This is a genomic window from Paenibacillus sp. S25 (assembly GCF_019454085.1).
Lineage (GTDB): Bacteria > Bacillota > Bacilli > Paenibacillales > Paenibacillaceae > Paenibacillus > Paenibacillus polymyxa_B.
The window spans coordinates 4,866,470-4,887,500 of record NZ_CP073683.1 but is presented as its reverse complement, the minus strand read 5'-3'; the positions used below and the strand labels follow the sequence as shown (position 1 = coordinate 4,887,500).

Sequence of the window (21,031 nt, the reverse complement as noted above, 5' to 3'; positions counted from 1 at the left end):
CGACGAAGGACGTGGCGAACAACGATAAGGCCTCGGGGAGCTGTAAGCAAGCTTTGATCCGGGGATGTCCGAATGGGGAAACCCGGCTGTCTTCATCGACAGTCACTTTCTGCTGAATACATAGGCAGAATAGAGGCAGACCAGGGGAACTGAAACATCTAAGTACCCTGAGGAAGAGAAAACAATAGTGATTCCGTCAGTAGCGGCGAGCGAACGCGGATTAGCCCAAACCAAGGAGCTTGCTCCTTGGGGTTGTGGGACGTCTCACATGGAGTTACAAAGGAACCGGTTAGATGAAGAGGTCTGGAAAGGCCCGCCAGAGAAGGTAAAAGCCCTGTAATTCAAAACTTGTTCTCTCCGAGACGGATCCCGAGTAGTGCGGGGCACGTGAAACCCCGTATGAATCCGGCAGGACCATCTGCCAAGGCTAAATACTCCCTGGCGACCGATAGTGAAGCAGTACCGTGAGGGAAAGGTGAAAAGCACCCCGGAAGGGGAGTGAAATAGATCCTGAAACCGTGTGCTTACAAGAAGTCAGAGCCCGATCTATGGGTGATGGCGTGCCTTTTGTAGAATGAACCGGCGAGTTACGTTCCCGTGCAAGGTTAAGGTGAAGAGCTGAAGCCGCAGCGAAAGCGAGTCTGAATAGGGCGACTTGAGTACGTGGACGTAGACCCGAAACCGGGTGATCTACCCCTGTCCAGGGTGAAGGTGCGGTAACACGCACTGGAGGCCCGAACCCACGCATGTTGAAAAATGCGGGGATGAGGTGGGGGTAGCGGAGAAATTCCAATCGAACCCGGAGATAGCTGGTTCTCCCCGAAATAGCTTTAGGGCTAGCCTCGGAAAAAAGAATCGTGGAGGTAGAGCACTGATTGGGTGCGGGGCCCGCAAGGGTTACCAAGCTCAGTCAAACTCCGAATGCCATAGATTTAGTTCCGGGAGTCAGACAGTGAGTGCTAAGATCCATTGTCGAAAGGGAAACAGCCCAGACCATCAGCTAAGGTCCCCAAGTGTGTGTTAAGTGGGAAAGGATGTGGAGTTGCACAGACAACCAGGATGTTGGCTTAGAAGCAGCCACCATTGAAAGAGTGCGTAATAGCTCACTGGTCGAGTGACTCTGCGCCGAAAATGTAACGGGGCTAAACACACCACCGAAGCTATGGCTTGATGCTTATGCATCAGGGGTAGGGGAGCGTTGAATGCGGGTTGAAGGTGTACCGTAAGGAGCGCTGGACTGCATTCAAGTGAGAATGCCGGTATGAGTAACGAAAAGATCTGTGAGAATCAGATCCGCCGAAAGCCTAAGGGTTCCTGAGGAAGGTTCGTCCGCTCAGGGTAAGTCGGGACCTAAGGCGAGGCCGATAGGCGTAGTCGAAGGACAACAGGTCGAAATTCCTGTACCACCGTAATCCGTTATGAGCGATGGGGTGACGCAGTAGGGTAGTGACGCGGACTGATGGATGTCCGTCTAAGCAGTGAGGCTGGTGTGTAGGCAAATCCGCACATCGTTAAGGCTGGGCTGTGATGGGGAGCGAAAATTGTAGTAGCGAAGGTCATGATCTCAGACTGCCAAGAAAAGCCTCTAGCCAGGAGAAGGTGCCCGTACCGCAAACCGACACAGGTAGGCGAGAAGAGAATTCTAAGGCGCGCGGAAGAACTCTCGTTAAGGAACTCGGCAAAATGACCCCGTAACTTCGGGAGAAGGGGTGCCTCGGTAGGGTGAATAGCCCGAGGGGGCCGCAGTGAAAAGGCCCAAGCGACTGTTTAGCAAAAACACAGGTCTGTGCGAAGCCGCAAGGCGAAGTATACGGGCTGACGCCTGCCCGGTGCTGGAAGGTTAAGGGGAGTGGTAAGCCCTTCGGGGCGAAGCTATGAACCGAAGCCCCAGTAAACGGCGGCCGTAACTATAACGGTCCTAAGGTAGCGAAATTCCTTGTCAGGTAAATTCTGACCCGCACGAATGGCGTAACGACTTGGGCGCTGTCTCAACGAGAGATCCGGTGAAATTTTAATACCTGTGAAGATGCAGGTTACCCGCGACAAGACGGAAAGACCCCATGGAGCTTTACTGCAGCTTGATATTGAATTTGGGTACGATCTGTACAGGATAGGTGGGAGCCGTTGAATCTTGAGCGCCAGCTTGAGAGGAGGCATCCTTGGGATACCACCCTGATCGTATCTAGGTTCTAACTTGGTACCGTGATCCGGTGCGAGGACAGTGTCAGGTGGGCAGTTTGACTGGGGCGGTCGCCTCCTAAAGAGTAACGGAGGCGCCCCAAGGTTCCCTCAGAATGGTTGGAAATCATTCGAAGAGTGCAAAGGCAGAAGGGAGCTTGACTGCGAGACCTACAAGTCGAGCAGGGACGAAAGTCGGGCTTAGTGATCCGGTGGTACCGCATGGAAGGGCCATCGCTCAACGGATAAAAGCTACCCTGGGGATAACAGGCTTATCTCCCCCAAGAGTCCACATCGACGGGGAGGTTTGGCACCTCGATGTCGGCTCATCGCATCCTGGGGCTGAAGTAGGTCCCAAGGGTTGGGCTGTTCGCCCATTAAAGCGGTACGCGAGCTGGGTTCAGAACGTCGTGAGACAGTTCGGTCCCTATCTGTCGTGGGCGTAGGAAATTTGAGAGGAGCTGTCCTTAGTACGAGAGGACCGGGATGGACGTACCGCTGGTGTACCAGTTGTTCCGCCAGGAGCACCGCTGGGTAGCTATGTACGGAAGGGATAAGCGCTGAAAGCATCTAAGCGTGAAGCCCCCCTCAAGATGAGATTTCCCAATTAGTAAGACCCCTTGAAGACGACGAGGTAGATAGGTTGGGGGTGGAAGTGCAGTAATGCATGGAGCTGACCAATACTAATCGGTCGAGGGCTTATCCTAAAAATAAAACGCAAATGAGTTTCGGATCCAGTTTTCAGGGTGTAACCTTGAAACAAATGCTTAATATTCCCTGATAGCTCAGTTGGTAGAGCACTCGACTGTTAATCGAGTTGTCACAGGTTCGAGTCCTGTTCGGGGAGCCATATGGAGAGGTGTCCGAGTTGGCCGAAGGAGCACGATTGGAAATCGTGTAGGCGCCAAAAGCGTCTCGAGGGTTCGAATCCCTCTCTCTCCGCCATAATTATTTTATTGCATGGCCCGTTGGTCAAGGGGTTAAGACACCTCCCTTTCACGGAGGTAACAGGGGTTCGAATCCCCTACGGGTCATAAAAATATCATAAAAGAACTTGCAATAAAAAGTTCATTATGGTATAATATGAGAAGTGCTTAATTGTGGAGGCTTAGCTCAGCTGGGAGAGCATCTGCCTTACAAGCAGAGGGTCGGGGGTTCGAGCCCCTCAGCCTCCACCATTTGAAAATTAAATATTTATTATTGTCGCGGGGTGGAGCAGTTCGGTAGCTCGTCGGGCTCATAACCCGAAGGTCGCAGGTTCAAATCCTGCCCCCGCAACCAATTAAAATTTATTATGGAACTGTGGTGTAGAGGCCTAACATGCCTGCCTGTCACGCAGGAGATCGCGGGTTCGAATCCCGTCAGTTCCGCCATTAGTAATACAATGTTTAATGAAGAGCCTTATAATAAGGCTCGGTAGCTCAGTCGGTAGAGCAGAGGACTGAAAATCCTCGTGTCGGCGGTTCGATTCCGTCCCGAGCCACTTTTAATTGAATATTTTATGTGCCGGTGTAGCTCAACTGGTAGAGCAACTGACTTGTAATCAGTAGGTTGGGGGTTCAAGTCCTCTCGCCGGCACCATTTTTGGAGGATTAGCGAAGTGGCCAAACGCATCAGACTGTAAATCTGCTCCCTTACGGGTTCGGTGGTTCGAATCCATCATCCTCCACCAGTTTTATAGGGGCATAGTTTAAAGGTAGAACAACGGTCTCCAAAACCGTTGGTGTGGGTTCAATTCCTGCTGCCCCTGCCAATTATTCATTACTTGCGGCGGTCGTGGCGAAGTGGTTAACGCACCGGACTGTGACTCCGGCATTCGTGGGTTCAAGCCCCATCGGCCGCCCTTTACTTATTGGGGATTAGCCAAGCGGTAAGGCAACGGACTTTGACTCCGTCATGCATAGGTTCAAATCCTATATCCCCAGCCATCTTTATGCGGACGTGGCTCAGCGGTAGAGCATCGCCTTGCCAAGGCGAGGGTCGCGGGTTCGATTCCCGTCGTCCGCTTTGTTACACTCTGGCGCCATAGCCAAGTGGTAAGGCAAAGCTCTGCAAAAGCTTTATTCCCCAGTTCAAATCTGGGTGGCGCCTCCATAATTGAATACGCCGGCGTGGCGGAATGGCAGACGCGCTCGACTCAAAATCGAGTGGGAAACCGTGGAGGTTCGAGTCCTCTCGCCGGTATTAACTAAAAGAGTTCATTAGAGACATTCTCTAGTGAGCTTTTTTTATTCGAGTTTTAGTACCTCACTCATTGTTTGAGCTGAAGATACTTTCGAGTTGTACTCCAAATACGAATAAATATTGGCTATTATTGCGTAATCACTGTGACCCAGCCATTCCTGAACTTCTTTCATGCTTACCCCTAATACATCTACATAAATATACTCCAGGTATTCAAGACAATAAGAATTGTCAGAAGATAAGCGATAGGATTCCTGTTATTCCTTCATACGAATCAGAAGCTCATAGAACGTGTCCACCAGTGGCAGTATACGGCGACTGGCTTTATTCATGGTTCGGTCCTTTTCAATTTCAATATATCTACCATTCAAATTGCCCGATGTGGCGGTATGTTTAATACTAATAGTCCAATTCAATAAATCAATAGCCGACCATTTTAATCCTACGACCTCGCTTCGGCTTAACCCATAAAAGGCAGCCAGGATAACGGAAAGCTCAATTCTTTCGCCTCGGATTACTGCGAGGAGTTGATCCAGCTCCTCGGCATTGTAAAAGCTCACGACGTAATTGTTCTTTTTTGGGCTTTCAAATAAGTCAGGGAGATTCGCTACAATCAGCTTTATTTTCACGGCATACTGAAGGGCTCTGCAAATGTTCGCGTGGTAATGAATAACGGTATTGGCGCTGACACCTTGCACATTCATTTCATGGGTATACAAGGTCTGAAAATCCTCTGTAGTTAAATCATCAAGCAATACATCCCTTTCTTTCGGAAAAAGGATCTACGCGGCCTTTTACAGTGTCGGAATAGGAGATAAGCCCGATACTGTTTTTCATCATCTCTAGCCATTGAAGCATAAAGTCTGCGAACAGCCTTTTGCTATTACTGGATGGGTAGCCGCTTTTACTCTTACAGCATATCTTCGTTTTCAACCGCGAGTGCTTGTCCTTCCATATGATAATTCTTCCTGGCTTCCTGAAGCAAGATTTCGGCTCTTTTCTTGGTTCCTTTTATCTTAAGCCCCGTAGGGATCCATTTTGGTTATCGTTTACCATTCTCATCTTTACAGTTAGGCGGATGTCCCGTTGCGCTTTCTCCTCTTTCAATAACTCCAGAGGGTGAACCCGATCCTTTTTCAAATACCGGTTGATCTTCGGAATGGATTTTCAAAGCAGGATTGATCAGAGGTAGGCAAAACCATTTCCGGGACGTGCCCTAGTCAAAACACAGCATGAGGCCGATGACAATGACAACAAACCCATGAAAAGCGCCTCCAAAATTGCGTCACATTTAACATAATTGATATTGATTATCAATATCAATTATGTTAATATAATTTTGTTCACTAGTGAACAAAAAATAATCTAATGGTGACACTGAACTTGGTCTGCAACTACTACAAGAGAGGGGAGATTGGGAAATTGGAGTTTCAAAATCATTTTAAAGGTCATCTTTACGAGCAATATATTAAAATGCTACATCTGAATGAGCTGTATACTGAACAAGAATTTAACTCGTTTCGGCAACAGGCCAGAAAGTACCAGATTGACATGCTCTCCAACAATATTACTAGTGTACACGTTATTGATTGCATTGGTGATTATGAACCGATAAATCATACCGGGATTGTGGAGAAGATGGGGTTGTCCAAAGCCAGCATTACTAAAATTAGTGCAAAGCTGCTGGAAATGGGCTTCATTATGAGAAGTCAACTGAACAGCAATCGTAAGGAGATTTACTTTAGTTTAACGGATAAGGGAAGACACGTTTATCATTTGCATAAAGAACTGCACAAAGAAAAAGAAGAAAGGTTTTACCAATTCATTGAATCCTATTCAGAGGTTGAGCTGCAGACTATTGGAAAATTTATGAGTGATTTGGTGGCGCGTGCCGAAGAATACTCCGAAGGGAAGTTTACGATAAATGACGACATTAAAGATTGAGGAATTAAGATCCAAGATTGAAGGGAAAGAAATTTTAAAAGGGCTCACACTGGAGATTCATGGCGGAGAGATTCATGCGATTATGGGGCCTAATGGGACGGGAAAAAGTACATTGGCTTCAGCTTTAATGGGCCATCCCAAATATGAGGTTACTGGCGGTAAGGTGACATTGGACAATGAAGACCTTCTGGAGATGGAGGTGGATGAGCGAGCCCAGGCAGGCTTGTTCCTCGCTATGCAATACCCAAGTGAAATTGCTGGCGTGACCAACTCGGACTTTCTCAGAAGTGCCATCAATGCACGGCGTGAAGAAGGCGATGAGATATCCTTAATCCGTTTTATCCGTGAAATGGAGAGCAAAATGAAGGGGCTGGAGATGAACCCGGAATTTGTGCATCGTTATTTGAATGAGGGATTCTCTGGAGGTGAAAAAAAGCGGAATGAGATTCTGCAAATGATGCTACTTGAACCCAAGTTTGTGATCCTGGATGAAGTGGACTCAGGGCTTGATATTGATGCACTGCGTATTGTGGCCAATGGCGTAAATGAGATGCGCAGCCCGGATAGAGGCTTTTTAATCATCACCCATTATCAACGACTGTTGAATTATATTACCCCGGATTTTGTGCATGTCATGATGCAAGGCCGGATAGTTAAATCTGGCGGTCCGGAGCTTGCCCACCGTTTGGAGGCTGAAGGATACGATTGGGTGAAGGAGGAACTTGGGATTACGGATGAGACGGTAAGGGAAGCTTAAAAGCCGGAGAGGAGGAACAGCACGTGGATATACAAGCTAGAGTTTCAATGAATGTGGACGATTTACGCGCATGGTCAAGCGCTAAGGATGAACCTCGTTGGCTGATTGAACGCCGCGTTCACGCACTCGAACTGGCAGGGACGCTGGAGTTGCCTAAAGTGGAGAAAATCAATCTTGAAAAATGGGATATCTACGAAAGTGGAGATTACAAAGCTGAGAATGCGTGGTCTAGTTTGGAGGAAGTGCCGGAGGTTGTTCGAGGTTTGGTTGCTTCTCCGGTGAAAGGCGGACTAATCGTTCAGTTCAACTCGGATGTAGTGTATACGAAATTGTCCGAGAGCTTAGCCGCCCAGGGAGTCATTTTAACGGATCTGCATACTGCGGCAAAAGAGCATGAGGAGCTGGTTCAACGTTATCTCTTTCAGGCAGTAAAGCCAGAAGAACATCGTTTATCTGCTGCACACAGTGCCTTATGGAGTGGTGGCGTTTTTCTATATGTCCCAGACGGTGTAGAGGTTGAAGCACCTATTCAAGCGATCTTTCTTAACGATACAAGCGGTGTGTGTTTTGCTCCTCACGTCTTAATTGTGGCAGGGAGCAACAGCAAGATCACTTATGTGGATAATTGTGTATCGAGTGGTGATGATGTCAAGGTATTGCATAACGGTGTGACGGAGGTCTTCGCGGGGGCGGGCTCAAAGGTGCAAGTAGCTTCGGTTCATCAGCTTGCTGCAACTACAACAGATTTCACCCAGCGACGGGCGGTCGTTCTTGCTGATGGGGGTGTGGAATGGATTATCGGTGAGATGAACAATGGTTATACCGCCAGCGATACCAAGACTTTGCTACAAGGCAACGGGGCGGTCTCCGACAATAAGGTGATTGCTATTGGCACGGGCAATCAAAAATCGAGCTATACAACTCAAGCTCAGCATTTTGGCAGAAGCTCGGTAAGCCAGATGATTACGCGTGCAGTCATGCTTGAAGAAGCTACGGCCATTATCAACGGCATTACAAAGATTGAAAAAGGTGCAACCCATTGTGATGGTCAGCAAACAGAACGCGTGCTTATGCTAAGTCCTAAAGCTCGCGGTGATGCCAATCCGATCCTGCTGATAGATGAGGATGATGTAACCGCGGGTCATGCTGCATCCGTGGGGCAAGTAAATGCAGAGCAAATCTATTATCTGATGTCGCGCGGGATATCACGGAGTGAAGCCGAACATCTTGTTATTTTCGGATTTCTCGCTCCTGTCATTTCGGAGATCCCACTGGAAGGTGTTCGCAGTCGCCTAAAAGATTTAGTGGAAAGCAAGCTCGGCAGATCATAGCAAATCAAAATGAATCTTGAAAGGTTAAAAAGGAGTGATACTAATGGCTAAAAAAGCACCAGATATGGGCGAATATAAATATGGGTTTCGCGACAAGCACCAGTCTATTTTTCAATCTGGAAAAGGTCTGACGGAAGAGATTGTCCGGGAAATTTCCCGAATCAAGGAAGAGCCGGAGTGGATGCTCAATTTTCGGTTGAAAGCTTTAAATCAATTCTACAAAATGCCGATGCCTGAATGGGGAGCGGATTTGACCGGGCTAAATCTTGATGACATCCAGTATTACGTTCGCCCTTCTGAAAAACAGGGAAAGACCTGGGAGGAGGTTCCTTCCGAGATCAAAGCAACCTTTGACAAGCTGGGAATCCCTGAAGCGGAGCAAAAATTCCTGGCGGGCGTATCCGCTCAATATGAGTCGGAAGTAGTTTATCACAGCATGCGGAAAGAACTGGAGGATCAGGGCGTTATTTTCCTTGATACGGATAGTGCATTAAAGCAATACCCCGAAGTGTTTAAGCAACATTTTGGGACGATCATCCCTCCCGCCGACAATAAATTTGCGGCGCTTAATAGTGCGGTTTGGTCAGGCGGTAGCTTTGTATACATTCCGAAGGGTGTTCAGTGCGAGGTTCCTATACAAGGTTATTTCCGTATTAATTCTGAAAATATGGGTCAATTCGAGCGGACATTAATTATTGCCGAAGAGGGCAGCTTTGTCCATTATGTTGAAGGATGTACAGCACCTATTTATAGTACCAGTTCTCTGCATAGTGGAGTTATTGAAATTATTTGCCGGAAAGATTCCCGTGTCCGTTACACGACCATTCAGAATTGGGCTCCTAATATCTACAACTTGGTAACCCAAAGGGCTGTGGCAGAAGAAAATGCCACAATGGAATGGGTGGACGGCAACATCGGCTCCAAGGTAACAATGAAGTATCCGGCAGTATTATTGAAAGGACGGGGAGCCAAGGGGTCCATCCTGTCTATTGCCGTAGCCGGTAAAGATCAGCATCAAGATGCTGGCGCGAAGGTAATTCACCTTGCTCCCGAGACAACATCTACGATTATATCCAAATCCATCAGCAAGCAGGGCGGAAAAGTAAACTACCGAGGGTTGTCCAGCTTCAGCCGCGATTCCGCAGGGTCCAAGTCCAATATTAAGTGCGATACGTTGATATTGGACAACATGTCAACATCAGATACGATTCCGTACAATGAAATTAAAAACGATCAGATTACTTTGGAGCACGAGGCAACAGTATCCAAAGTGTCCGAGGAACAATTGTTTTACTTAATGAGCCGCGGGCTTACAGAACAAGATGCTACACAAATGATTGTAATGGGCTTTATTGAACCGTTTACCAAAGAATTGCCAATGGAATATGCCGTTGAAATGAATCGGTTGATTCAATTTGAGATGGAAGGAAGCATCGGTTGATTCATTAATTTAATAGATCAAACCTTTATCATTCTTTAAAGAAGTGCGAGGTGCTAGTAATGAAGAAAAATAATTCGGACGATTCAGAACTAGCTCAAATTACCCGAGAGATACGAAAACTTCAGTTCTGCTTCAATATGCTGTCAGGATTGAGCGCATGTTGTGGTGTGATGATACCTTTAGACTCTATTCATACGCTTATAAGGGAACTTTCGGATCAAGAGGTCACTCTTAGGCAAAAAGCAAAGGATCACTCAGACGATCTAGGGTGAAAAAAGGTCTGAATTGACGGTTGGTAAAACAATGGGAGGAGTTGACATAATGGATGAAAATGGAGTTTTATTCGATGAAGTATCGGAAGTTCTTCTCAAACTACGTCCTTTCTTACTGCGTGACGGTGGAGATGCTGAACTGGTCGAGGTTGAGAACGGTATAGCAAAACTAAGATTTTTGGGAGCTTGCAATGGTTGCCCAAGTGCTACGATTACGTTAAAGGTTGCTATTGAGCGCGCAATTCTTGAGGAAATTGATGATATTAAAGAAGTTGTACAAGTATTCTAAATTCCTTGATACTGAGCAACTGAGTTAGTCCTGTCGCAGACCATAGCTACGGAAGTTGATCCCGCTGCTCAATACCAAAGTACATCGACAGATTACCTTGCGGGTCGAAATCGACGAGCAACACTTTTTTACTTTATCAAACAAAGTATTATCAAGATTGTATTCGGTATCGAGTGGGAAACCGTGGAGGTTCGAGTCCTCTCGTCGGTATACACAAAAGGATGATAAAATGCTTAAAGGCATTTTATCATCCTTTTTATTATATATTCATGATTTTAGCAACAAGGTTAACATGGATTTGACCAGCGCTTTGATCTTATCGTAAGATGATGGTACTGAAAAAACTTTTCTAGTTTACTGAGCGCGAAAGAAATGAGGACGAATATGCAGGAAAGAATTTTGGAGGCTTTTGTAGAGGAAGTTCATGAAAATGGTTTGAAATTTACGATGGATGATCTTGCGAAAAGACTCGCCATTAGTAAGCGTACGTTGTATGAACATTTTTCGTCTAAGACGCTTATTTTAGAAACACTTATTGAGCGTACTAATGATGATATGATTCGGAAAACAGATCAAATTATTGGGAATAATGAATTATCTTTGTTAGACAAGATTAAGCAGTCGATTAGGGTCATGCCTCTGTATTATAAGTTTTACGATTTAAGAATATTGGACCAGATGAAAAAGTATTATCCTGAGCAATGGAAAAGGGTGCATGCCGATTTAAATGACTGGTCTCCGATTAGAACATTAATTCAGGAAGGCATCCGAGAAGGAATTATTGTGAATAAAAATGAGGCTCTGATCATGAAGCTTATTATTGAATCTGTAAATTTAACGCTTGATCAGCGTTTCTTTCTGGATAACAGTGTGACGGTAGAGGAAGCAACTTATTCTATTGTAGATATTTTGTTGTTCGGATTGGTCGAAAAATAAAAAATAGCCTCAACAATATGCTGCATATTTGAAGAGGCCATTTTTGTATATGAAAACTAAGAAAACAATTTTAGTTTCAATTGTTTTTGAAAAAGAATAATGAAGTTTACCTGATGTTGAATAAAGAGATACGAAAAGGAAGGGTGGAAATATGTCTATACTCACAAGAAATCGAGGAGCAATGCTGTTATTGATGCTTAACATTTTTTTGGCATTCATGGGGATTGGCCTAGTTGTCCCTGTGTTACCTAAGTTTATAAGTGAGCTAGGGATGAATGGTTCCTCGATGGGACTGATGGTTGCAGCTTTTGCGTTGACACAGCTTTTGTTATCACCATTGTCAGGAAAGTTGTCTGATCGTTATGGACGTAAAAAGTTAATTGTTTCTGGGATGTTCATCTTCATGTTATCAGAGCTTGTTTTTGGACTGGCGAGTTCTATTCCTACTCTGTTCATAGCACGAATCATGGGTGGAGCAGGGGCAGCGTTGCTTACTCCTTCTATTATGGCCTATGTCGCTGACGTGACCTCGTTTGAGGAAAGAGGCAAGGGAATGGGCATGATCAATGCAGCGATCAACACAGGCTTCATAATCGGGCCAGGGATTGGCGGATTGCTTGCCACATATGGAATACGTATTCCCTTTTTTGCGGCAGCAGGAGCTGCGGGAATAGCAGCTATCTTGTCTCTGTTAGTGCTGCCTGAGTCTTTAAGCAAGGAAAAGCAACAATATAATAGAGAACTTCCACGGCAAAAAGAAAATCTTTTGCAGCAATTTGCCAAGTCATATCAATCTCCATATTTCATGGGTTTACTCATTGTATTTGTCGTTGCTTTTGGGTTAGCGAACTTTGAAACAGTGTTTGGACTGTTTGTTGACCATAAATATGGTTTTACACCAATGGATATTGCCATCATTATAACGACAGGCTCCATTTTGGGAGCAGTTGTCCAAGCGACTATATTTGGATGGATTATTAATCGTTTTGGAGAGAAAAAAGTAATTCACCTCTGTTTGGCTATTGGGGGACTGTTCATCTTTCTAACCCTATTTGCTGAACAGTACGTGATGATTATGCTGACGACCTTCATCATTTTTCTGGCTATGGATATCCTTCGCCCGGCAGTAAGCACTTCTCTATCGCGGCAGGCCGGAGATGAGCAAGGCTTTGTGGCAGGCATGAACTCGTCCTATACAAGCTTGGGTAATGTGATTGGACCATTAATTGCAGGACTGTTATTCGATGTTCATATTAATCTGCCTTATATGGTTGCAGCTATAGCGTTACTGGCTTGTCTCGTCCTTTCACTACGTTCCAAGCAAGCGGGTGAGCAACACTCGATAGCCCGTGCAGCAGAACAGCATAGAGAGTGATAGCCGCAGGTCTATACTCATCCCCGACTTAGGTCTAGGTTCAAAAACCGTCTGGGGTCCGTTTTGTCGAACGCTAGGTCAGCGTACAATAAGAACATAAGCAAGACACAGTGAAAGGCGGTGAGAGATGATGAGAGTTAACAAAGGGAATGGGTTAGCGATTGTACTGATCGTGTTGGGTTCGATTATGCTGCTCGGTAAGTTTACTCCGTTTTTCGGTCACTTTTTAGGACATCTGATTGGTTACTTAATTCCGATAGCTATGGTCATGCTAGGCTACTACGGTGTGAAAAAAGGAAATGCGCTCTTCGGCTGGATCGTACTTGTACTCGGGGTACTGATTTTGCTTGGCAAACTGTCCTGGCTTCTGGGACCGCTACTGGCAATCGGGTTGATCATATTTGGTGTTTCCCTGCTGAGTGACCGTAGAAGACGTTACTGATTTTAGCAGTTTGGCGAATGAAAAAAGATTGTAGCAACGAAGTGGTGAATTATGGAAATACGAATTGTGAAAGGAGCAGACGCAAATGAGTGTTTTTCGAAGAATGCGTGATATCACGGTAGCGACCTTCAATGAGCATTTGGAACAAAGCCAAGACCCGGTGCAACTGATTGACCAGTTCTTGTATAATACCCGTCAGGAAATTGCCGAAGCGGAAAAACTCCATCAACAGTATGCGATGCATACAAGACAGATGAAGCAGCAGTTGGATCATGCATTGTCCATGCAGACCAAACGGGAGGAACAGGCGCTACTGGCTTTGAAGGCTGATGAAGAACATATCGCGAAGCTGGCCCTTCAGGAGAAAATGCTATATGCAGAAAAAGAAGAGCAGTATAGAGAACTGTGGGAGCAGAGCCGTGAATCACTACGTGAGCTAGAACAACAGCTAGATACGTTAAAGACAGAATATCAAACGGTACACAGCAAGCGTCAGTATTATGCGGCACGTGTACAGACGTTGAGACTCCAGCAGCAAATGAACGAACGGGCTGGTACATACGGTGGACGAAATGTTCCCCGAATGTTCAACCGCTTGGAAGATCGGGTAGCCGATATGGAAGCAGAAACGATGAGTCTGCGTGATTTACGTCGGGGTGAGGGCGACCATGCACAGGATGCTCAAGGCGGTGGATCGCTGCTCGAACAAGAGTGGGCGAGACTGAAAAGCAAGCTGAACAACAGCGGGAAGGAGTAAATTGATAATGACCCGAATTTACAGATCAAGCCGGGATAGAGTAATAACAGGTGTATGTGGCGGTCTTTCTGACGCAACAGGAATGGACTCAACATGGATTCGTATTCTGGTTGTGATCAGTTTCTTTATTACAGCAGGAACCACATTTATGATTTATGTGATTGCGGCACTGGTTATCTCCAAGGAGCCGAGATCTCCTTTTGATGGAGGATTTGGCCCTGACAGCGGACCTTACAATCAACAGGATCCACGCTATTATGGCAGTAACAATACAAGATCGCAGTATGGGCAAGGAACTGGTTACAACCAGGGCGGTGCATATGGCAATTCGAACCCGTTTTTTGGGCAAGATGCCCGCAACTCATCTAAATTTAACACAGGTCAGAACAGTGACCTGGATTCCATGATGGAAGATATCGAGAAAAAGGCAATGAAAAAAGAATTAGCAGAGTTACGCAAAAAAGTAGAGCAATTTGAGAAGGGAGATCGTAAATAATGGGGATCTTTAAAAGAATGAAGGATATGACAAGAGCATCGGTGAATGAAGTGTTGGATAAAGTGGAAGATCCGATTATTATGTTGAATCAATATTTGCGCGATATGGAGGCGGAAATTCACGAGGCTGAGGTAACGGTTGCCAAGCAAATGGCGAATGAACGTCGTATGAAACAGCGTTTGGAGGAAGCGGTGCGTGTATCCAATGAGCGTGAGAAGCAAGCTGAATCCGCATTACGAAATGGTCAGGAAGAAGTAGCGCGCAAGCTGTTGGGAGAGAAGATTTATTTTGTACAGAAGCAGGACGAATACCGCGACTTGCATACACAAGCTGAGCTTCAAGCAAAAGAATTGGTACAGCAGCTTCACGACATGAAAGATGAATTCTATAAAATGCGCAACAAGCGCAATGAGTTGGTATCCCGTGCTCAAATGGCGAAAGCCAAAAAGCAAATGTCTCAAATCAATAGTTTGCACACGATTGAAAGTGGGTCTGCTTCATTGGGCTTCCACCGTATGGAAGAAAAAATCATGCAAATGGAAGCTGAAGCTGACGTACTGCGTGCTCCTTACCGTCAAGCTCCAGGAGAAGCATATATTAATCCAGCTGAGGCTGAAAAACAGTTTAAAGTGGATGAGCAGCTTCAACAGCTTAAGTCCAAAATTCAGACAGGTGCTAAACCAGTCGATATGAAGAAGGACTGACTACTCGGAAACAAGACATTATGATATGCTGTATGGAATGGACATTGGTCGATGATCGTGCTCAATCTGTATGGTCCGGGAAAGCCATATGGCGGAATGTCGCGCCACTATGGCTTTTCCGTCCTGTATAAACAAAAGGGGGTGCAGCATGGAGAGAAAAAAATCAGCCTTGGCACTGGCAGGGATTGGCATCGGGATTATCATTTTATTCGGTCAGTGGATTGGGTTCCTCTCCGTGGTTGCACTGATCCTAATGTTGGCCGGAATATATAAGATCCGCAATTCCAAAATCAAAAAGGGTTACACGATGCTCGCGATTGGTGCTGGATTGTTAGTGCTGGATCATTTGTTCCTGTTTGTGGTAGTTACACTAGCATCATTAGCTGTATTCTATTCACGTTCAAGGAAGCTGCATAAAGGTCAAAGCTCCATATTCAAGCACAATTTTATATCCAATCATAAATGGGATGAAGTGCCTTGGAGCCTGCGCAGCACAAGCATATGGCATGTGGTTGGGGACGTGGATGCCGACCTGACGTTGGCTCTCCCAGAGGAACGTGAACCCGTCATATTTTTGCAGGGGATCTTCGGTGATATTGACATCACGCTACCGGATAATTACGGTGTAGAGGTGGAGATGTTCATATTGTTCGGACAGATTCAGTTTGACCGGGATCATGAGGCGGGGATGCTCAATCGACTGGTTTGGAAGTCTCCCCATTTTGAGCAGAGTGAGTACAAAGTGAAGTTTGTCGTTTCTTACTTGGCGGGCGATGTCCGCGTCCGATTTTATTGAATCAGGAGGAGCCGGGATGAATCATAAAAAAACGTCCAACATGGTAACCCGCAGTATGGGTGAAGGTATCCTCCTGTGTGTTGTTGTGGGCGTAGTTGTCTTTTATATGCTGTATACATATGGATATGTGAAGTCGTTCCCAACCTGGGGAATGATATTGAAAGTTGCAGGAGCCGTTATACTGGTGTTGATTGGTACAGGGGCAATGTACGGATTTTATGAAAGCTACCGCTTTAAAAGTAGACTGGAAATGTTGAGAGAGACGTTGCTGATGTGGGAAAAGGGAACCCCTGCACGTGAGTTGCCGCCCCTAGGGCATGATGAGCTTGGCAGGCTGGGAGAGCAGCTGGAACGGATTGGGCGTAAATGGCAGGAACAAGTTACGTCCTTACAACGCTTATCCACGGATAATGCTCAGCTGGCAGAACAGGCACGGATGACTGCGATTGTGGAGGAGCGGCAGCGGCTGGCCAGAGAGTTGCATGACGCCGTATCACAGCAATTATTTGCTATTTCAATGACGGCGACGGCTGTGGGGAGGACGCTGGATAAGGATTTTGATAAAGCGCAGCGTCAAGTTGCGCTAATTGAAGAAATGTCTTCCGTGGCACAATCCGAAATGCGGGCGTTACTACTTCATCTGCGGCCTGTCTATCTGGAAGGAAAACGGCTTGAGCAGGGTTTGCGTGATTTGGTACAGGAGTTGCAGGCAAAGGTACCGATGGAGATTGATTTTGAGATTGAAAGCGGAGTACAGTTGGTTAAAGGCATTGAGAACCATTTGTTTCGTATTGTTCAGGAAGCGATGTCTAATACATTGCGCCATGCCAAAGCAACCCGCATGGAAATTCGTATCGTGCAACGCCCGGATTCCATCAGGCTGACGATTCGGGATAACGGTATTGGTTTTGAACTGGATGAGAAAAAGCAGACTTCATATGGATTATCTACGATGCAGGAGCGGGTCAGTGAAATTGGGGGAGCTATTCAGTATATAACCGCTCCAGGAAAAGGAACACGGATCGAGGTGTCCGTGCCAGTTATTAATGATGAAAGCGGAAGGAACGATGATCATGGAAACGGAATTACCGATTAGCGTACTGCTGGTAGACGACCATGAAATGGTACGGATTGGTCTTGCGGCGGTGTTGGGGACGGAAGAAGGTATTGAAGTGGTCGGCGAGGCCGGAAGCGGAGAAGAAGGCATACGGTTGGCTTCCGAATACAAGCCAAATGTGATTTTGATGGATCTGGTCATGGATGGCATGGATGGCATCGAAACGACACGCCAAGTAACTCGCCTGCTTCCAGAGACCAAGGTGATTGTGCTGACGAGTTATTTGGACGATGAGAAAATGTATCCGGTCATTGAGGCAGGGGCATTCAGCTATTTGCTCAAAACGTCTCGTGCTTCCGAGATAGCGGATGCGATCCGTGCAGCTGCACGCGGACAGTCCGTACTAGAGTCACAGGTGGCCTCCAAGATGATGAATCGATTCCGCCAGCCACAGGCTGAGGCACCCGCGCATACGGAGCTGACTGATCGCGAGATGGAGGTGCTTCGCCTGTTGGCACAAGGGAAGTCTAACCAGGATATCGCAGATGAGCTGATTATCGGGATTAAGACGGTAAAATTCCATGTCACGAACCTTCTCGCTAAATTAGGAGTAGAAGACCGTACACAGGCGGCGATCTATGCTTATAAGAACGGATTAGCAGAGTAGAATGTAGAATAAACGAATACAAAAAAAACCGGAGACGACAATAGTCCTCCGGTTTTTTTGTGTTCCATAACAAGGTGTTTAAATCAGGAGGAATAAAAAGGCGATTAAAGCCAGATCTAGTGCAAGCCCTGCCCCGTATCCATATCCGCCGTACCCACCGCGATAGCCTGCTCTGCCATTTCCATAACTACTATAGCCATTTCCAGCAAATCCGCCCGCGTCATAAGGGAAGGATGGACTCAGAGGTGCGTTGGGCGGCTTAATTAAGGCATTTAGTTTGGCAGAGGTACGAGCTTTGTTTTTAGGATTCCTTTTTTTCTTTTTAGAGGAAATCTTTTTGGGGGTTTGTTTTCCTTTGTTACTGTAGCTCCCGGCATAGAGACTGCCAGGAAAGGAGGGTGGATATCCGTTCAACATCAGCTTGCCTTTGCTACACCCACTTAAGATGCCGATGTGTCGTGTACCATCACGCATAACGGCACAGACCAGACGTCCACCATGAGGTGCCACATTGGCTTCATTTACAGGATAAATCGGAAACATGATTTCACCTCTTTTGGTGTAAGATGCATTGTGATCATAGTCTATTCTTACGGTGCCTACGATGTATGGTCGAACACCCAGTAGGCAGATGAATATTTTATAAGGCTTTGCCGTATTGCTGTGTGTATAAAACCTCTGACAACGGGAATGCTATTGATAGATTCATAGATTTCAATCCAGCCGAAAAAGAAAGTAACCAGAGCGTAGGTGGGAATCGGATGGTTGTGGAGCGGGGGGAACGATAATGTTAAAAGCAGAGCTGATTAAAAAGGGGATTATTGCAATTTTGGTATTAGGAACGGTGTTGGTACTGGCTGGCTGGCGCTACGGAACCCTTCAGACAAACCGATATGATTCCCGCGAAGCAGAAACGGCTTTACGTTCATTGTTAATCATCTCGGACCAGGCCCCGGGTACGTTGGATAAGCTGGTTGTGAAGTGGCAAGGCGATTGGATTTCTAACCATGAAGAGCCGGCAGATGTGGCGGCACAGATAGCTGATCAGCTGAATATACCCACAGTAAACAAACTCGTAGAAAATGGACACACGGTTTATCGTTCTGTTCGTCATAGTGAGGATCTAAGAATCCGCTTAAATGTGATGGAACGTCAAACTGGACAATGGTATGTAGTTGTTCAACTGGAGAGCAACAATGCAGGACGTGAGCGGTTGATTCAGCTTCATAAGCTTTGTGCTGAGCAATTAAAATCTATGGGGATTCAAGCGCAGTGGAACACAGCCCTTCAGTGTTCGCTGCATACAAAGGAATCCAAGGATCAACTGTTGAAACTGACAGAGGCGAGCTTAGCAGAGGACATCTTCATGCAGGCCAAAGAAAGGTATACTGATGCGACTACTGTGGCTATATCCTATGAAGCTCCAGAGCTGCCGTTAATGATTCAAAGCGGTGAGCATCAGGTCCAGATGCAGATGGCTGTACATGAAGATAGGGAGCAGCAGGATACACGTATAACGCTCGGTTTCCCGCTCATCACGATTGAATACTGACTTATAAGGTAAATTTATGATTCATCGGATAGCTTATCCATGTAGGATATGATAAAATATCATCAAATCTTTAGTTCCATGTTTTTCGAAAATCAAGTATGATCTTGTATAAATATACACAATACTACATGCGGATTTCGGGGATTGTGGATTGCGGAATCTTGACATGGGAAGAATGAGGTACTTCATGGCTGACATACCTGCTAAAGAATCTGTTGTGACGCAAGGCGCAGTTCTGTTTATTTTTGGCGCTACGGGCGATTTGGCTCGTCGTAAGCTTTTTCCTGCTATTTACAGCTTGTACCGCGAAGGCAAGCTTGCTGAAGATTTTGCCGTTATTGGTGTAGCAAGGCGTCCTCGCACTGAGGAAGAATTCCGTAATGACCTATACGCTTCTATACAGGAGTTTAGTCGCTACAAAGCAGAAAATGATCAAGAATGGCAGGCATTTGCCGAGCATTTTGAATATAAATCGCTGGATATCAACAATGTCGAAGGGTTCCATGAGCTGAGACAGCAGACGGAGTCTATAGAAAGCAAGTTTAACATACCGGGAAATCGGTTGTTTTATTTGGCCTTGGCTCCTGAATTATTCGGAAGCGTGTCGAAGAGCTTGAAAGATGGCGGCATGATGGATGGAAAAGGATGGAATCGCCTAGTAATTGAGAAGCCATTCGGTTATAACCTCGAATCTGCACAAGAATTGAACGTTGAAATACGAGAGGTATTTGCCGAAGAAGAAATTTATCGGATTGATCACTATCTTGGCAAGGAAATGGTACAAAATATTGAGGTAATCCGCTTCGCGAACGCCTTCTTTGAACCACTGTGGAATAATAAGCATATTGCCAATGTGCAAATTACGCTTAGTGAAACGGTAGGGGTGGAGGAACGCGGAGGTTACTACGATCATTCCGGCGCCTTGCGGGATATGGGACAGAACCATATGTTGCAAATGCTAACGATGATTGCGATGGAACCACCTAGTCGTTTGTTGCCTGAGGATATCCGTGATGAAAAGGTAAAAGTGCTGCGTTCGCTGCGCCCTTTTGAAAAGTCTGAGGATGTGAAAACCAATGTGGTGCGTGGTCAATACACCGAAGGCAGTTATCGCGGACAGCAGTTGCCGGGGTATCGCCAAGAAGACAAGGTTGATCCACAGTCGAACACAGAGACTTATTTTGCTTCACGCGTGTTTGTTGATAATTTCCGTTGGGCTGGCGTACCGTTCTATATTCGTACGGGCAAACGTCTCCCTGTAAAAACAACGGAGATTGTTGTGGAATTTAAGAGCATGCCAACGAACGTGTACCTCGGTCAAAAGCATAAGCTGGAGCCGAACTTGCTCGTGATTCGGGTCAATCCAATGGAGGGCATTTACATTAAAATCAATGCCAAGAAACCTGGTTCCGAATCAGATATTGAGCCACTGGCTATGGATTTTTGCCAAAGTTGTATGGTAGGTATCAACTCACCGGAGGCTTATGAACGATTGCTGATGGATGCGATTGAGGGTGATTCGACATACTTCACGCGTTGGGATGAGGTTGCCACGGCATGGGGATTCGTCGATCGAATCGCCAAGGCATGGCAGCAGACCCCGGATACGCTGGAAACCTATGCTGCAGGCTCATGGGGACCGGAAGGTGCTCACAAGCTATTGGAGCAGGATGGCTTCAAGTGGTGGCCGGTTAGCGGTCAGGATGAAGATAATGTCATCTGGCGAGTAGGCGGCGTTCAGTAATCCCGATTTGTCCTGCATCCCCCTATGTCCTGTTCAGGACGTAAGGGGATGCTTTGCGTTCGGAGTGTGCTATAATAGCTTAGTCTCAGGTTTTCAGTTTGCAACTGAT

General features: G+C 46.2%; 18 protein-coding genes, 15 tRNA genes and 1 rRNA gene (1 of these 34 only partly in view). 32 read left to right on the top strand and 2 right to left on the bottom strand.

Translation table 11 applies throughout. The annotated features are described in order from the left end of the window. From KAI37_RS21490 to KAI37_RS21415, 16 genes are all read left to right on the top strand, one after another. Positions 1-2,885, top strand: a 23S ribosomal RNA gene (locus KAI37_RS21490); it begins 46 nt to the left of the window's first position. 67 nt (positions 2,886-2,952) lie between these two features. After that, positions 2,953-3,028, top strand: a tRNA-Asn gene (locus KAI37_RS21485). 3 nt (positions 3,029-3,031) lie between these two features. After that, positions 3,032-3,123: transfer RNA gene (locus KAI37_RS21480), tRNA-Ser, on the top strand. A 17-nt stretch (positions 3,124-3,140) separates the two neighbouring features. Beyond that, positions 3,141-3,212 (top strand) — tRNA-Glu (locus KAI37_RS21475). 68 nt (positions 3,213-3,280) lie between these two features. Then, positions 3,281-3,356, top strand: a tRNA-Val gene (locus KAI37_RS21470). 26 nt (positions 3,357-3,382) lie between these two features. Beyond that, positions 3,383-3,459 (top strand) — tRNA-Met (locus tag KAI37_RS21465). A 15-nt stretch (positions 3,460-3,474) separates the two neighbouring features. Next, positions 3,475-3,551: transfer RNA gene (locus tag KAI37_RS21460), tRNA-Asp, on the top strand. 37 nt (positions 3,552-3,588) lie between these two features. After that, positions 3,589-3,661 (top strand) — tRNA-Phe (locus KAI37_RS21455). Positions 3,662-3,683: 22 nt separating this feature from the next. Continuing rightward, a tRNA-Thr gene (locus tag KAI37_RS21450) sits at positions 3,684-3,759 on the top strand. A 5-nt stretch (positions 3,760-3,764) separates the two neighbouring features. After that, a tRNA-Tyr gene (locus KAI37_RS21445) sits at positions 3,765-3,850 on the top strand. A 7-nt stretch (positions 3,851-3,857) separates the two neighbouring features. Further along, positions 3,858-3,931 (top strand) — tRNA-Trp (locus tag KAI37_RS21440). A gap of 17 nt (positions 3,932-3,948) precedes the next feature. Beyond that, positions 3,949-4,021, top strand: a tRNA-His gene (locus tag KAI37_RS21435). Positions 4,022-4,031: 10 nt separating this feature from the next. Beyond that, a tRNA-Gln gene (locus KAI37_RS21430) sits at positions 4,032-4,106 on the top strand. A 7-nt stretch (positions 4,107-4,113) separates the two neighbouring features. Further along, positions 4,114-4,185: transfer RNA gene (locus tag KAI37_RS21425), tRNA-Gly, on the top strand. Between the two features lie 12 nt (positions 4,186-4,197). Further along, positions 4,198-4,272, top strand: a tRNA-Cys gene (locus tag KAI37_RS21420). Positions 4,273-4,283: 11 nt separating this feature from the next. Next, a tRNA-Leu gene (locus KAI37_RS21415) sits at positions 4,284-4,362 on the top strand. A gap of 257 nt (positions 4,363-4,619) precedes the next feature. On the opposite strand, the gene KAI37_RS26580 is transcribed toward KAI37_RS21415, so the two are convergent. Further along, entirely contained in the window at positions 4,620-5,117 is a 498-nt protein-coding gene (locus tag KAI37_RS26580) for a tyrosine-type recombinase/integrase (RefSeq protein ID WP_258383008.1), read from the bottom strand. Between the two features lie 667 nt (positions 5,118-5,784). On the opposite strand from KAI37_RS26580, the gene KAI37_RS21405 reads away from it, so the two are divergent. The 14 genes from KAI37_RS21405 (at position 5,785) to KAI37_RS21340 (ending at position 17,626) form a co-directional block, all read left to right on the top strand. Next, positions 5,785-6,306: a MarR family transcriptional regulator gene (locus KAI37_RS21405; protein WP_023990248.1), complete on the top strand. Its 522-nt coding sequence runs from the start codon at positions 5,785-5,787 to the stop codon at positions 6,304-6,306. Then, a complete protein-coding gene (gene sufC, locus KAI37_RS21400; protein WP_023990247.1) occupies positions 6,287-7,063 on the top strand; it encodes a Fe-S cluster assembly ATPase SufC in 777 nt (258 codons plus the stop codon). The genes KAI37_RS21405 and sufC overlap by 20 nt, the downstream gene beginning before the upstream one ends. A 23-nt stretch (positions 7,064-7,086) precedes the next feature. Continuing rightward, a complete protein-coding gene (sufD, locus tag KAI37_RS21395; RefSeq protein WP_372238715.1) occupies positions 7,087-8,394 on the top strand; it encodes a Fe-S cluster assembly protein SufD in 1,308 nt (435 codons plus the stop codon). 43 nt (positions 8,395-8,437) lie between these two features. Continuing rightward, the gene (sufB, locus tag KAI37_RS21390) at positions 8,438-9,835 is read left to right on the top strand and encodes a Fe-S cluster assembly protein SufB (protein WP_023990245.1); all 1,398 of its coding nucleotides are present in this window, start codon (positions 8,438-8,440) and stop codon (positions 9,833-9,835) included. Positions 9,836-10,156: 321 nt separating this feature from the next. Continuing rightward, complete coding sequence (locus tag KAI37_RS21385; RefSeq protein ID WP_013373004.1) at positions 10,157-10,396, top strand: NifU family protein; 240 nt, start codon at positions 10,157-10,159, stop codon at positions 10,394-10,396. Between the two features lie 384 nt (positions 10,397-10,780). Further along, a complete protein-coding gene (locus KAI37_RS21380) occupies positions 10,781-11,332 on the top strand; it encodes a TetR/AcrR family transcriptional regulator (protein ID WP_071642898.1) in 552 nt (183 codons plus the stop codon). Positions 11,333-11,483: 151 nt separating this feature from the next. After that, positions 11,484-12,707: an MFS transporter gene (locus KAI37_RS21375; RefSeq protein ID WP_220030183.1), complete on the top strand. Its 1,224-nt coding sequence runs from the start codon at positions 11,484-11,486 to the stop codon at positions 12,705-12,707. Positions 12,708-12,837: 130 nt separating this feature from the next. Then, positions 12,838-13,149, top strand: coding sequence for a LiaF transmembrane domain-containing protein (locus KAI37_RS21370; protein WP_013311898.1), 312 nt, complete (start codon positions 12,838-12,840; stop codon positions 13,147-13,149). Between the two features lie 85 nt (positions 13,150-13,234). Continuing rightward, the gene (locus KAI37_RS21365) at positions 13,235-13,906 is read left to right on the top strand and encodes a PspA/IM30 family protein (protein ID WP_013311897.1); all 672 of its coding nucleotides are present in this window, start codon (positions 13,235-13,237) and stop codon (positions 13,904-13,906) included. Between the two features lie 7 nt (positions 13,907-13,913). Next, positions 13,914-14,402, top strand: a complete 489-nt coding sequence (locus KAI37_RS21360; RefSeq protein ID WP_013311896.1) for a PspC domain-containing protein — start codon at positions 13,914-13,916, stop codon at positions 14,400-14,402. After that, positions 14,402-15,106 (top strand): PspA/IM30 family protein, encoded by a 705-nt coding sequence (locus KAI37_RS21355; RefSeq protein ID WP_023990238.1) that lies wholly within the window; start codon positions 14,402-14,404, stop codon positions 15,104-15,106. The genes KAI37_RS21360 and KAI37_RS21355 overlap by 1 nt, the downstream gene beginning before the upstream one ends. Positions 15,107-15,254: 148 nt before the next feature. After that, positions 15,255-15,902 (top strand): cell wall-active antibiotics response protein LiaF, encoded by a 648-nt coding sequence (liaF, locus tag KAI37_RS21350; protein ID WP_076294256.1) that lies wholly within the window; start codon positions 15,255-15,257, stop codon positions 15,900-15,902. A gap of 16 nt (positions 15,903-15,918) precedes the next feature. Next, on the top strand, positions 15,919-16,998 hold the full coding sequence (locus tag KAI37_RS21345) for a sensor histidine kinase (RefSeq protein WP_023990236.1): 1,080 nt from the start codon (positions 15,919-15,921) through the stop codon (positions 16,996-16,998). After that, positions 16,976-17,626 carry a response regulator gene (locus KAI37_RS21340; protein ID WP_013372995.1) on the top strand — a complete coding sequence of 217 codons (651 nt, stop codon included), beginning with the start codon at positions 16,976-16,978 and terminating at the stop codon, positions 17,624-17,626. Before KAI37_RS21345 ends, KAI37_RS21340 begins: the two co-directional genes overlap by 23 nt. Positions 17,627-17,704: 78 nt before the next feature. Here the strand turns inward: KAI37_RS21340 and KAI37_RS21335 are convergent, their stop codons facing one another. Next, entirely contained in the window at positions 17,705-18,169 is a 465-nt protein-coding gene (locus tag KAI37_RS21335; RefSeq protein WP_071642895.1) for a hypothetical protein, read from the bottom strand. A 244-nt stretch (positions 18,170-18,413) separates the two neighbouring features. On the opposite strand from KAI37_RS21335, the gene KAI37_RS21330 reads away from it, so the two are divergent. Both KAI37_RS21330 and zwf read left to right on the top strand, forming a co-directional pair. Next, positions 18,414-19,178 (top strand): YwmB family TATA-box binding protein, encoded by a 765-nt coding sequence (locus KAI37_RS21330; RefSeq protein ID WP_220030182.1) that lies wholly within the window; start codon positions 18,414-18,416, stop codon positions 19,176-19,178. A 187-nt stretch (positions 19,179-19,365) separates the two neighbouring features. Further along, positions 19,366-20,922, top strand: coding sequence for a glucose-6-phosphate dehydrogenase (gene zwf / locus KAI37_RS21325; RefSeq protein ID WP_220030181.1), 1,557 nt, complete (start codon positions 19,366-19,368; stop codon positions 20,920-20,922). Positions 20,923-21,031: the final 109 nt, after the last annotated feature.